This window comes from Staphylococcus massiliensis (assembly GCF_043186315.1).
In the GTDB taxonomy this organism is placed as follows: Bacteria; Bacillota; Bacilli; order Staphylococcales; family Staphylococcaceae; genus Staphylococcus; species Staphylococcus massiliensis.
This window is the reverse complement of record NZ_CP171119.1, coordinates 2261100-2274132: the sequence shown is the minus strand read 5'-3', so window position 1 is coordinate 2274132 and position 13033 is coordinate 2261100. Positions and strand designations below refer to the sequence as shown.

Annotated in this window: 14 protein-coding genes; 9 read left to right on the top strand and 5 right to left on the bottom strand. The window is 34.8% G+C overall.

The features are described from left to right. Positions 1-99: 99 nt before the first annotated feature. A complete protein-coding gene (gene trpS, locus ACF3N8_RS10905; protein WP_009383524.1) occupies positions 100-1095 on the bottom strand; it encodes a tryptophan--tRNA ligase in 996 nt (331 codons plus the stop codon). Positions 1096-1414: 319 nt separating this feature from the next. Here trpS and spxA point away from each other — a divergent pair, with 319 nt between their 5' ends. The 4 genes from spxA (at position 1415) to pepF (ending at position 5749) form a co-directional block, all read left to right on the top strand. Then, positions 1415-1810, top strand: a complete 396-nt coding sequence (spxA, locus tag ACF3N8_RS10900; protein WP_009383526.1) for a transcriptional regulator SpxA — start codon at positions 1415-1417, stop codon at positions 1808-1810. Positions 1811-2093: 283 nt separating this feature from the next. Beyond that, entirely contained in the window at positions 2094-2801 is a 708-nt protein-coding gene (gene mecA / locus ACF3N8_RS10895) for an adaptor protein MecA (RefSeq protein ID WP_009383528.1), read from the top strand. 113 nt (positions 2802-2914) lie between these two features. Then, on the top strand, positions 2915-3895 hold the full coding sequence (locus ACF3N8_RS10890) for a competence protein CoiA (protein ID WP_009383530.1): 981 nt from the start codon (positions 2915-2917) through the stop codon (positions 3893-3895). Positions 3896-3934: 39 nt separating this feature from the next. After that, positions 3935-5749 carry an oligoendopeptidase F gene (gene pepF, locus ACF3N8_RS10885; protein WP_017176621.1) on the top strand — a complete coding sequence of 605 codons (1815 nt, stop codon included), beginning with the start codon at positions 3935-3937 and terminating at the stop codon, positions 5747-5749. A 351-nt stretch (positions 5750-6100) separates the two neighbouring features. Here the strand turns inward: pepF and ACF3N8_RS10880 are convergent, their stop codons facing one another. After that, positions 6101-6643: a TetR family transcriptional regulator gene (locus tag ACF3N8_RS10880; protein ID WP_009383533.1), complete on the bottom strand. Its 543-nt coding sequence runs from the start codon at positions 6641-6643 to the stop codon at positions 6101-6103. Positions 6644-6812: 169 nt separating this feature from the next. Between ACF3N8_RS10880 and ACF3N8_RS10875 the strand changes: the two genes are divergently transcribed. Then, entirely contained in the window at positions 6813-7736 is a 924-nt protein-coding gene (locus ACF3N8_RS10875) for an alpha/beta hydrolase (RefSeq protein WP_009383535.1), read from the top strand. 542 nt (positions 7737-8278) lie between these two features. On the opposite strand, the gene yjbH is transcribed toward ACF3N8_RS10875, so the two are convergent. From yjbH to ACF3N8_RS10860, 3 genes are all read right to left on the bottom strand, one after another. Beyond that, positions 8279-9067 carry a protease adaptor protein YjbH gene (gene yjbH, locus ACF3N8_RS10870; RefSeq protein ID WP_009383536.1) on the bottom strand — a complete coding sequence of 263 codons (789 nt, stop codon included), beginning with the start codon at positions 9065-9067 and terminating at the stop codon, positions 8279-8281. Positions 9068-9084: 17 nt separating this feature from the next. Continuing rightward, positions 9085-9456: a truncated hemoglobin YjbI gene (locus tag ACF3N8_RS10865; protein WP_009383538.1), complete on the bottom strand. Its 372-nt coding sequence runs from the start codon at positions 9454-9456 to the stop codon at positions 9085-9087. A 90-nt stretch (positions 9457-9546) separates the two neighbouring features. After that, entirely contained in the window at positions 9547-10128 is a 582-nt protein-coding gene (locus ACF3N8_RS10860; protein ID WP_009383540.1) for a CYTH domain-containing protein, read from the bottom strand. Positions 10129-10330: 202 nt separating this feature from the next. Between ACF3N8_RS10860 and ACF3N8_RS10855 the strand changes: the two genes are divergently transcribed. The 4 genes from ACF3N8_RS10855 to ACF3N8_RS10840 are packed head-to-tail and all read left to right on the top strand — an operon-like array spanning position 10331 to position 13014. Beyond that, entirely contained in the window at positions 10331-10678 is a 348-nt protein-coding gene (locus tag ACF3N8_RS10855; protein WP_009383542.1) for a hypothetical protein, read from the top strand. A 30-nt stretch (positions 10679-10708) separates the two neighbouring features. Further along, entirely contained in the window at positions 10709-11341 is a 633-nt protein-coding gene (locus ACF3N8_RS10850; protein ID WP_009383545.1) for a GTP pyrophosphokinase family protein, read from the top strand. A 12-nt stretch (positions 11342-11353) separates the two neighbouring features. Beyond that, a complete protein-coding gene (locus tag ACF3N8_RS10845; RefSeq protein WP_009383548.1) occupies positions 11354-12163 on the top strand; it encodes an NAD kinase in 810 nt (269 codons plus the stop codon). Then, positions 12160-13014, top strand: a complete 855-nt coding sequence (locus tag ACF3N8_RS10840) for an RluA family pseudouridine synthase (RefSeq protein WP_009383550.1) — start codon at positions 12160-12162, stop codon at positions 13012-13014. Before ACF3N8_RS10845 ends, ACF3N8_RS10840 begins: the two co-directional genes overlap by 4 nt. Positions 13015-13033 lie beyond the last annotated feature (19 nt).

The window sequence follows — 13033 nt, the reverse complement described above, 5'->3', positions numbered from 1 at the left end:
TGCATAAAGCCTGCTAACTTAGTTAGCAGGCTTTATTGATATTCGAAAATCAATGTATTAAAAATATACATTTAAAATCGTTGAATAAGAGGATAACTTTTATCGCTTTCTCTTACGACCTAATCCCATTGCACGTTCCATCTTAGTTAACGTTTTATTAGCAACAAATTGCGCTTTATCGCGACCATTATCTAAGATTTCATCAAGTTCTTCTGATTCATAGAATTGATTATATTTCTCTTGGAAATCCGTTAAGAATTGCTCAACAATCTCTGCTAAATCACCTTTAAATTGACCATAGCCTGAATCCGCATATTTCGCTTCTAAAGCTTCAATAGTTTCATCAGTTAAACTAGAATAGATTGTTAATAAGTTAGAAATACCTGGCTTGTTTTCTTTATCAAATTTAATGATGCCGTCAGAATCAGTCACGGCACTTCTAATTTTCTTAGCCGCTAATCTAGGTTCATCAAGTAATGAGATAAAGTTCTTTTGATTATCATCACTTTTACTCATTTTGCGCGTAGGATCTTGAAGACTCATCACGCGGCCGCCAACTTTAGGCATTTTAACTTCAGGTTTAGTTAAGATATCATTATATCTTGAATTGAAACGTTCAACTAAGTTACGTGTTAATTCCATATGTTGCTTTTGGTCTTCACCAACTGGCACAATGTTTGTGTTATATAAGACAATGTCTGCTGCCATTAGTGGTGGATATGTTAAAAGCCCTGCAGGTATACCATCGTTTTGTTTAGAGGCTTTATCTTTGAATTGAGTCATACGTTCAAGTTCACCAATAGACGAAATCGTAGTTAACATCCAACCAGCTTGAGCATGAGCAGGTACTTCTGATTGAATAAATAAAGTAACCTTATCTGGATTTAAACCAGAAGCAAGATATATAGCTGCTAGTTGTCTTGTTTGTTTACGTAGTTTTAAGCGATCTTGTGGTACTGTAATAGCATGTTGGTCAACGATACAAAAATAGCAATCGTATTCATCTTGAATATCAGTAAACTGCTTTAAAGCACCAATATAATTACCAATCGTAGGAATACCACTTGGCTGAATGCCTGAAAATAATGTTTCCATTTAAATTACGCCTACTTTCTTTAGAATAGTTCATTTTCTATTGTAACAGTATTTCACTTAAATGTAAGGTATGATATAATTTAATTGTATACGCGCACAAGGGATTGAGGTATCTTTTTATATTTACTGAAAAATCACTAAATTATCACGATATTCTCATTTAATTTTAATCTTCAGTGTATATAATAGCTTATGTAAAGTTAAAAGATTGAAAATTTAGTTAATACACGAACCTTTCGAGATTTTGACTACATAAGATTGAGTTTTTAACTAAGTAATTCAATGAATTTATTCATTAACTAATAGGAGAGTGAGATGTATGGTAACATTATTTACTTCACCAAGTTGCACATCTTGCCGTAAAGCGAAAGCATGGTTACAAGAACATGACATTCCGTATACGGAGCGTAATATTTTTTCTGAACATTTAACAATTGATGAAATTAAACAAATTTTAAAAATGACTGAAGATGGAACTGATGAAATTATTTCTACGCGTTCTAAAACTTATCAAAAATTAGACGTAGATATTGATGCATTACCACTTCAAGAATTATACACAATTATCCAAGATAACCCAGGACTTTTACGTCGTCCTATTATCTTAGACGAAAAACGCTTACAAGTTGGTTATAACGAAGACGAAATTCGTCGTTTCTTACCAAGAAAAGTTCGTACTTTCCAATTACAAGAAGCGCAACGCATGGTAGACTAAATTAAAAATCTGATTAAATAGTAATTTAATCCTTGAAATCGATCACATGACGGTATTTGACCTTAGACATAGGTCAAGTACCGTCTTTTTCTATAAATAATGGTATAATAAAGATATACATATCATGATTAAGGCATATGATGATTTGTCAGCAACTATGTATAATCCTTGCAAAATATGTTAGAATTATGATTTAAATACGAAGGAAACAAATAGATTGTAATTTTCTATTTGATTTAATACAATGTGGGTACTATTCATCGACTGTAAGGAGTGAGATGATATGAGAATAGAACGTATAGATGAAACAACGGTCAAGCTTTTTATAACTTATGGCGATATCGAGTCTAGAGGTTTCAAGCGTGAAGATTTATGGACGAACCGTAAGCGTGGCGAGGAATTCTTCTGGACAATGATGGAAGAAATTAATGAAGAAGAAGACTTCGTTGTTGAAGGTCCGTTATGGATTCAAGTTCATGCCTTTGAAAAGGGTGTTGAAGTAACTATTTCTAAATCTAAAAACGAAGATATTATGAACATGGCTGAAGATTCAACGAATGAACAGCTTGAGTATCAAGTTAATGAGTTACTTTCACAATCTATGGACTCTGAAGAACGTCTAGACAATATGTTCCAACAAGGTGAGCGTCAAGCGAACGAAGATCAAGCACAACAAACTAAAAAGAAACGTCCAGTTTCACGTGCTATTGTTGTGAAGTTCGATGATTTAGAATCAGTCATTAATTATGCGCATCATCATGACTTAAAAGTTGAAGCTTTTGAAGATTTATTATATATGATTGATAATACGTACTACTATTTCGTTCAATTCGATGATCGTGTAGACGAAGACGTTATTAATGACTTCTACGGTCAACTACTTGAATTCGCAAATCCTACTGACCGCTCTCAATATTATTTAGACGACTATGGTAAAATTATTATGAGTTATAACGTGACTGAACAAGTAAAGCGTTACTTTAAAGCTTAATATAGATAGGCTACATTTTAATCCCTTCAATGCATTTTTAGATGTGTTGAAGGGATTTTTTTTAAAAGCAATTTGGCAATAACGGGCGTATATATGTATGAAGGAGTAAAACAATGTTTGTAGCAAAAGATTCTAATGAAGTACTCATCCATGCAAGTCACGGTATTAAAAGCCATTCATATTTTTGTCCCTATTGCCATCATAAAGTTAAATTAAAGCAAGGTAGTCAGAAAGCCTGGCACTTTGCGCATGAAAGTTTAAAACTATGTAACCCAATTGAAACGATTGCGCATCAAGATTCAAAGTTAATTTTAGGTGACATGTGCCATAAAGCTAATTTGTCGTATCAAATCGAACCATACTTAAAGCCGATAAATCGTTATCCAGACTTACTGATTGAAAGCCATACTGTCCTCGAAGTGCAATATTCCAAGGTCCCAATTTCCACGATTCAAGAACGTACGCGTGATTATCATAAACTCGGTCTAAATGTGATTTGGTTAATAAAACTTTGTAACAAAAAGGGGCCTATTATCAATTTATCTACGTTTGAAAGTGCGTTTATTAATCCAAAATCTTTGAAATTATATGCATTCTCACTTGAAAGTCGTGAAATAATAGCCTACGAGCATCTTCAACACATCGGTGGTCGGAAGTTTATCGGTCATCGTCAAGCCGTTCCGTTGAAGCATATATTGAAGTCGGAAGAAACACCTCATTCAGATACCTATAAACTGAGTTCAAATGAAATATTAAACTTGATTAAGACGTGTAGGAGAAAGAACGACGTAAGGGAAGAGAATCTATCACTCATGTACCAAGCGCGTCTCAGTGACAAAGCAGTCGTTAAGCACTGTGGCTACATATTCCCAGAACAAATCTATATTAGAACGCACCCGGTGACCTGGCAATTATTTGTTTATAAATTACATCAAGAGGATCGCTTCGATATGTATGCTTTCATTAAATTCTTGAGGTTTCGTGATTTTTATATGAAAAGACCTAAAAAGGGCGAAATTGCGTCAAAACTCGCGCAAGCGTATTTAAACATGCTTAAACAGACACTCAAACGTGCAAATTCCTTAATTAAATGAGAAAATATATATAATCGAAATTTAAGGAGGTTTACTAGGATGAGTCAACAGTTAACTAGAGAAGAACAAGAACGTAAATATCCTGAGTATACATGGGATCTAACTACTATTTTTGAGAACGATGAGGCTTTTGAAGCGGCGTTCAAAGAAGTGGAAAATAAGTTAGGTGTGGAAGAAAAATTCAAAGGTCACTTAGGTGATAATGCTGAAACATTATTTGATGCACTTAACACGGAGAATGAGATCCAAAATGAACTCGAACAAGTTTATGTCTATGCACACTTAAAGCAAGACCAAGATACAAGCAATGATAAATACACAGGCTATGAAGCACGTGCGCATCAACTCATTATTAAATTTATTTCAAGTTGGAGTTTCATGGTGCCTGAATTACTACAAATTGATGAATCTAAGATTAATGAGTTTGTTGCTTCCCATGAAGGGTTACAACAATTTAAGTTCGACTTAGAACTCATTAACAAACAAAGACCACATGTGTTAGATGCAGACACAGAAAAATTATTAACAGAAGCACAAGATGCACTATCTACTGCCGGTAATGTCTTTAGTATGTTCGATAACGCAGATTTAACATTTGAGGATGCAGTTGATAAGGATGGCAATAAACATCCATTAACACAAGGTACATTTATCAAATATTTAGAATCTGACGACCGTGAATTAAGAGCATCTGCATTTAAAAATGTATATAAGGCTTATGGCTCTTATAATAATACGCTAAGTGCTACATTAGCTGGTGAAGTTAAGAAGCATGTGTTTAATGCACGTAGTCATCGCTATAAAACTGCGCGTGAAGAAGCGCTTAAGACAACCCATATTCCTGAAGAAGTTTATGATAATTTAATCAAGACGGTTCATGATAACCTTCATTTATTACACCGTTATACGAAACTACGCCAAGAGTTATTAGGCATCGACGACTTAAAAATGTATGACGTATATACACCATTAGTTAAAGATGTGAAATTCGAAATGCCTTATGAAGAGGCTAAAGATTGGATGCTAAAAGCACTTGAACCAATGGGCGAAGAATATATGGAAGCGGTAAAAGAAGGCGTAAATAATCGTTGGGTCGACGTTTATGAAAATAAAGGTAAACGTTCAGGCGGTTATTCTTCAGGTGTTCATAATACCAACCCATTTATATTATTAAATTGGTCAAACACAATTTCAGACTTATATACACTCGTTCATGAGTTTGGTCACTCTATTCATAGTTACTTCAGTCGTAAATATCAACCATCAAACTTAAGTGATTATACGATCTTCGTAGCCGAAGTAGCATCAACTTGTAATGAAGCGTTATTAAGTCATTATATGGACAAGCACTTAGACGACGACAAACGACTTTTACTTCTGAACCAAGAATTAGAGCGTTTCCGTGCTACATTATTCCGTCAAACAATGTTCGCAGAGTTCGAACATAAAATTCATACTATTGAAGAAAATGGTGAACCGTTAACTTCAGCGCGTTTAAATGAAGAATATGCGAAGTTAAACCGTTTATACTTCGGTGACGCAGTAGAAACGTGTGACGATATTAGTAAAGAATGGTCACGTATCCCACACTTCTATATGAATTATTATGTGTATCAATATGCGACGGGTTACAGTGCTGCACAAAGTTTAAGTAAGCAAATCCTTGAAGAAGGTGAACCTGCTGTAGAACGTTATATTAATGAATTTCTAAAAAAAGGTGGTTCAAATTATCCAATTGAACTTCTTAAAAATGCAGGGGTAGATATGACAACACCTCAACCAATTGAAGAAGCTTGTCAGGTATTTGAAGAGAAATTAGACGCTTTTGAAAAGCTTATGAAAGCAAACGGTTAATGTATCCGTTTTCATTATGACGAGTTTGTGACAAATTTCATTTAATTAAATTTTATGGTTGAAACCCTAATATCCACGTGATATATTATGAACATGAAATTAATCACATAACAAACATACCCCTTTGTTTGAAGTGAAAAATTTCTCCCATCCCCTTTGTTTAGCGTCGTGTATTCAGACACGACGTTTTTTTTATGTCTTATTTTAATAGAAGAAACTGGTCATTTAAAAATAGCAAAAACCTTAATTTACATGGCGCCAAGTAGTTCAGTTACGGCAAATTTACGCGTTTAAAGAGAATGAAGTTTAATGCTATATCCCTAAAATAATCGCAAATAATGAACATATGTACTATTTTAACTGATCAGAAAACATTTTTATTATAAATACCACTTGATCCTCAATATTTTCCTTCTGATTATTATCCTTTAAATAATTATTAATTAATTCAATTATGCCACTAGCTAAGAAATTAAGAAATAGTTGATAATCTAAATTTTTTGCTATTAAGTATTCTTCGTCAATATATTGATTAAGCTCGTTTACAATAAATTTTTGCAGTTGATGTTTGTATTTGCCAGAACATTGAATATTAAACAGTTGGTTAAAAAATGACTTGTTGTCTTTAAAATAATCAAACCAAACTACAGTTCCCTCTTTTAAACCTAACTCTTGTTTGGAAATACATATTTGTTCGAGTTCATCAAATTTACCCTTAACAATTGTATCTAATAAATCGTATTTATCTAAATAATGTAAATAGAATGTTTTACGACCTATCTGTGCATGTTCAGTTATGTCTTTAATCGTAGTTTTCTCAAATCCCTGAGTATTAAACAAATGCATAAAGCTTTCATTAATTAACTTTCTAGTTTTAACTATTCTTAAATCCATGTTAATTATCCCCCAATTCTATAACCCATCTTTTAAAGAGTGGGTATTAATTCTCAAATAAAACATCATAAGAATTGTTCCTATTAAAGTATTTGATAATATAAGATTATACACACAAGAGTATTATGTTTCTAGAGAGATTTAAAAATTAGAAGGGAGTATAAGTTTTATGATAGAGAATAATTTAAAATTTAAAACAAGAAATATTTATACTAAAGGTATACTAAGAATACCTGATAATGTTGAAGGGACGAAACTACCCACAATTGTTGTTGCTCACCCAATTAGTAGTGTGAAGGAACAAACGGCAAGTATATATGCTAAGCGGTTAACTGAAGAAGGGTTTGTAACTTTCGCTTTTGATGCAGGACATCAAGGTGAGCTTGCTGAAGAACCCGATTACTTAGAAAACCCTTATTATAGAGTTGAGGATATAAAGTTTGCAATTGATTATTTAAATACCCTTGATACGGTAGATAATGCTCGAATAGGAATATTAGGAATTTGCGGTGGTGGTGGCTACGCAGTTAACGCTAGTCTAACAGATAAACGTATTAAAGCTATAGGATCAGTAGTAGGAGCCGATTTTGGTGCTTTAACAAGAGAAGGTGATTTGTCGCCTAATGCAGCTTTAAACACGTTGCATTCGATTGCTAAACAACGTGAAGCTGAAGCAACGGGGGCAGATACAGCATATACAAAGTATATCCCTGATTCAGAAGAACAACGACAACAGGCGAAAGCTAATGATATAGATGTAGTGCAAGCTGTAGACTATTATCGTACTGAGCGCGGTAGTCATCCCAATGCTATAAATAGATTCCGTGTTACAAGTACGGGAGAAATTGCAGGGTTCGATGCGCTAAATTTAGCTGATCAATTATTAGATCAACCATTGTATATTGTGGCAGGTAATATTCCGGGTGCATTTGGTTCATACCGCTTTGCATATCAACTATTCGATAAAGCCTATACTAAAGATAAAAAACTTCACATTGTAGAAGGTGCTTCACATTACGACTTATACGATCAACCAAAACCTGTCAATGAAGCACTGTCAGGATTAATTCCTTTCTTTAAAGAAAAATTGTAATAAACTTTGACATTTATATATAGTCTTAAACATTAATGAAGGGTCTGAGATTAAAGTCACGAAATAAAGCATTTAAGCTTTAATTTATACAATTCTCAAAGCAGGCGCCCCCTAGGAGGGCCTAGCACAATTTAACTCACAAAGAAGCCTAAGCTTCTTTGTGAGTTCAACCAATGTATTAGAAATTCGGGTTGAGCTTTATACGCAAGCAAATTATCAAGCTATGCAAGCTAGGGCTTGAGCGTGGTACAAAGTAGCGATGATACTTTGTAAGTACAACTAACGTATTTAAATTCGAGTTGTTCTCACTAGGAAAGCGTGCTATTTAAGGGAATTGTAGTATTATGTCTCAGACCCTTAAATCTATAAGATTATAATTATTCGATTAACCTTACCTTTATCATTTAACAAGTACGTGCTCACATGTATTTAAAATATTCTCATAAGTATATATGTATGCGACAACCAAAACTTCCTCAACCCGCATAAAAAAAGACCGATAAACGTGTGTTTATCGATCAGCACCCCAATTATATAACGCATTAGTTCTTAGCTCTCCAGAAATAACCGTCTTCATATTGAATTTCTTCAACCTTTTGCTGAAGGGTAAGCTTCTTAAGTTCTTTCGTCATAACCTTCTCAGGCCATTCATAAATCGTAAGTAATTCTTCAAATGTTACTAAGTGTTGCTGTTGGATATAATCTTCTAATTTAGGTGGCAATTCTTTTTCGATTTGAGTACCCATTAATTCGTTAATAATATATGTGTAGATGTGGTAAGGGTACAACCCTTCAACTTTAAGCCCTTCTTCTTGAATATCTTCATTAAAGAATACTAATGAAGGTGATAGGTTGATATCCATTTCACGTGCGATGTGTAAGTCGACCTTTAAGCTTTCCGTTAAGTTACGGTTTCTAAGGTCGTCCATAAATACCTCGTGATCAAGACCTGCACATTCAATGCAATGGTCGACCATTTGTTCAGTTACAATATCACGCTTAGGAATAATCTCATTTTGAAGTAAATGGATGAAACGTTCTGCACGTACACGACCTTGAAGCTCTGCCGCTTTATAAACAAGTGCAACGTTGTCGTAATTAGACGTGCTCTGAGCTTGGCACTTCGTTAATACACGTAAAGAAGGATTGAGAATATGTCTAATTCTTATATATTTATGATATTCGATGCGTAATTTAGATAAGATTGCTGAAAGTTTGAAGCAATCCTTACTAAATGGATCAAAGAATGAATAGATTTCAATTTTACTCACAGGTGAAAGATTTGTATCTTCACGACGTGCTTCTGTTAACGCATTTAATTCTTCAGTCATGTCAATTTCACCTACAATTATATTTCAGAATTAACCATATGATTAGCTGTCATCTTTAATCTCTCGAATAAATAGTCACCCGTACCATGAGGAAATTCTGCTTCATGGATGGCTTGTTCCATGTTTTCTAACCATGCATCGCGTTCTCGTGGTGTAATTTTGAATGGTAAGTGTTTGTACTTGAGCATAGGATGCCCATGTTCTTCAGTGTATAGCTTTGGGCCACCGAGAAATTGTGTGAGAAACTGCTTTTGCTTTCTGCTCGTTTCTTTAAAGTCTCCAGGGAAAAGGTGATTGATGCGATCATCTTGTTCAACTAACATGTAGAAATGATCAATCATCTTATATAAAGCTTCTTTACCTATGATTTCATATGGTGTCTTTTGCATGTTATCACCGTATTCAATTTAATATATATACTAATATAACATGTATAATTTCATTTGGAAGTAATAAGACTTATGACCGATTGAAATGACCTATTTTAGGAGTGCTTTCTTGCGGTCGAAGAAACGTTTTACTTTGTTATCAGGTATTTCGTGCGTAATATCGAATGCTTTTAGTATCGCTTGAAAAGCCTCATAGCCTTTAACAGCATCAACCACTTCGTATTCAAGTTCGAAATCTTGTTGATCAAGATACGTACTTTGATCTAATACGATTAAGTTATCTTGATGGCGTGTTTCATAACGCTTTGTTTCGAGTGAACCTAGGACTTTTAAAGCAGACAAATCGATGTCATGCGCTTTAAGTTTGTTAGAGATATCTTTTGGCAACTGATCTTCAGAAATAGCTGCATCAATTTCCGGTTTCTCATCGACTCTAAAGTTAAATTCTGTTAAACCAACTTCTGCAGGTACTTTTAATGTCATTTCGTAATTACCGTTCTTTTCACGGATGCGAAGTGCTAATAACTGATTTAATAAATCTAAGTTCTCCGTATCGATATAATAGTTAACTTGTGTGAATGACGTTTCGTCTGAAAAGTAGGCCGCTAACAATTGGTTGTATTCGTCTTCATTTAAAAGCTGTTTATACTCGATTTCTTTTTCGATAGCCATCTTATCACTCCTTTACTTATATTATGACGTATTTGAATCTAAAAATTAAAGTATTACCTATCGAAAAGGGCTTTTCAAAGAAGGGGAAAGTGAATCAAAGCCTTGATAATACACAATTTACACGATGTCTTGAGACGGTGTTTGCAGTGGGCGATGAGATTTAAATTATGTTAAACTATGATATGAATAAGGAGGTTCTATTATGCGAATTTATGTTACAGAAATAAAAATTGAAGAGGATAGCATTCTTTGCTATACAGATAAGCCTACTGAAGGTTATGAAGAAGGGAATCAAGTTTTAGTAGATAGTGATAATTATGCGTTCGTTGCGTTACTTGACGATGGACAAGCATTCTCTTATCTTAACTTTGTTCAAGAAACTTGGTCTATGATACATAATCATCGCGGTAAGCGTTTAATTATAAATGATGATTTAGAACTTAAACAATTCTGGGATGAACTTGACTACTTATTAGAAAACATCGAAGGTAATTCTAATTACGGCAAGGACTTTGTTAAAGAAGTTGAAGAGGCCTTTGAATTAGAATAATTTATGTGTATGAAAGCGAAGTGAGGAACGATGAATCAATGGGATCAATTTTTAACACCTTACCAACAAGCTGTTGAGGAATTAAAAATTAAATTAAAGGGGCTTCGTAAACAATATGAACTCATAGAGCACGCTTCTCCAATTGAATTTGTGACAGGGCGTGTTAAGCCGATAACGAGTATTATCGAAAAGGCGAATAAGCGTGATATTCAATTTGACCGATTACATGAGGAAATGTATGACATTGCTGGCTTACGTATGATGTGTCAGTTTGTTGATGATATTGATGTGGTTGTTGAATTACTGAGACAACGTAAGGATTTCAAAGTGATTGAAGAACGTGACTATATTAATAATATGAAGGAAAGTGGCTATCGTTCGTATCATGTTATTATTTCATATCCAATCGAAACGTTAAGTGGTCAAAAAGATATTCTAGCTGAAATTCAAATTCGCACGTTAGCGATGAATTTCTGGGCAACTATTGAACACACGTTACGTTATAAATATGACGGCGATTATCCGCCTGAAATTCAGAACCGCTTAGAACGCGCTGCTGAAGCGGCGTATTTACTCGATGAAGAAATGTCTGAAATTAAAGAAGAAATTCAAGAGGCTCAGAAATATTACTCTAAGAAACGTGCGAAAAAACATGAAAATTAATGGGGTGGCATGATGCGTTATACGATTCTTTCTAAAGGGGATTCTAAATCAAATGCGTTAAAGTACAAGATGATGAATCATATGCAAGATTTTAAAATGATTGAAGATGATGAAAATCCTGAGATCGTGATATCTGTAGGCGGTGACGGTACGCTATTACAAGCGTTCCATAAGTATAGTCACCGTTTATCAGACTGTGCGTTTGTCGGTGTACATACTGGGCATTTAGGGTTTTATGCGGACTGGTTACCGCATGAAGTTGAGAAACTAATTATTGAAATCAATAACTCTGAATTCCAAGAGATTGAATATCCGTTACTTGAAATTGTCGTAAGATATAATGATAACGGTTATGAAACGCGATATCTTGCATTAAATGAAGCAACGCTTAAAACTGAAAATGGTACCACGCTTGTGGTAGACATTGATATCCGAGGTAAACATTTTGAACGCTTCAGAGGTGATGGGTTATGTATTTCAACGCCATCAGGTTCTACTGCTTACAACAAGGCATTAGGCGGTGCGTTGATTCATCCATCTTTAGAAGCGATTCAAGTAACAGAAATTGCGTCAATTAATAACCGTGTGTTCCGTACGGTCGGGTCACCGCTCGTGTTACCGAAACACCATACATGCCATGTAACCCCTGTAAACCATGATACGATTTTAACAACGATTGACCACGTGAGTGCGAAACATCGTAATGTTAAAGCGGTACAATATCGTGTCGCTAATGAGAAAATCCGTTTCGCACGCTTTAGACCGTTTCCGTTCTGGAAACGTGTGCATGATTCATTTATTTCAAGTGATGATGAAGCATGATTTTCACATATACAATTGAAGAGGATGAATTGTTAAAGTCGTTCTTATATCGACATGACTTTTCAAAGAAGACAATTAGCGCCATAAAACAAGATGGCGCTTTACTTGTAAATAACGCGCATGCCACGGTTCGTTATCAACTGAGTCCGGGAGACTGTTTAGAAGTTCGATTACCGCGTGAACTGCCGAGCCCGAATTTAATCCCCTTTGAAAAGCCACTTAACATATTATTTGAAGATGATTTCATATTAATTGTTTCGAAAGCACCTATGCAAAATAGTGCGCCGTCACGGGAACACCCTCATGAAAGTTTAGTTGAACAGGCTTTGAACCACATGAATAATCAAAATGAAACGGGTATACCACATATTGTAACCCGTTTAGATCGAAACACGTCAGGTATTGTCGTCTTTGCGAAGTCACGGCACATACACCACTTGTTATCAGAAGCGCCGATGCATAAGAATTACGTTTGTTTATGTGAAGGGGAAACGTCGCTTGAAGGTGACATTATCAAACCGATTATGCGTCATCCGGACAGTATTATAGAACGCATGGTGCACCCAGATGGTAAGTACGCGCATACGTCGTTTAAGCGACTAGGATATAAGCATGGTGTGAGCTTATGTGACGTTAGGATACATACAGGACGTACACATCAAATTAGAGTACATTTTAAAGCAATTGGCCATCCGCTACTTGGTGACGGTTTATATGGTGGTCAAACAGACCAATTTCAATATCATATGCTTCACGCCGAAAGAATCCTTTTCACACACCCGATAACACTTGAAAAGCTCGATATTGTCGACCAATTTTCAGATATCAGAAATCGGTTTAATGCATTATAATGATTATGGGAGGGTGAGA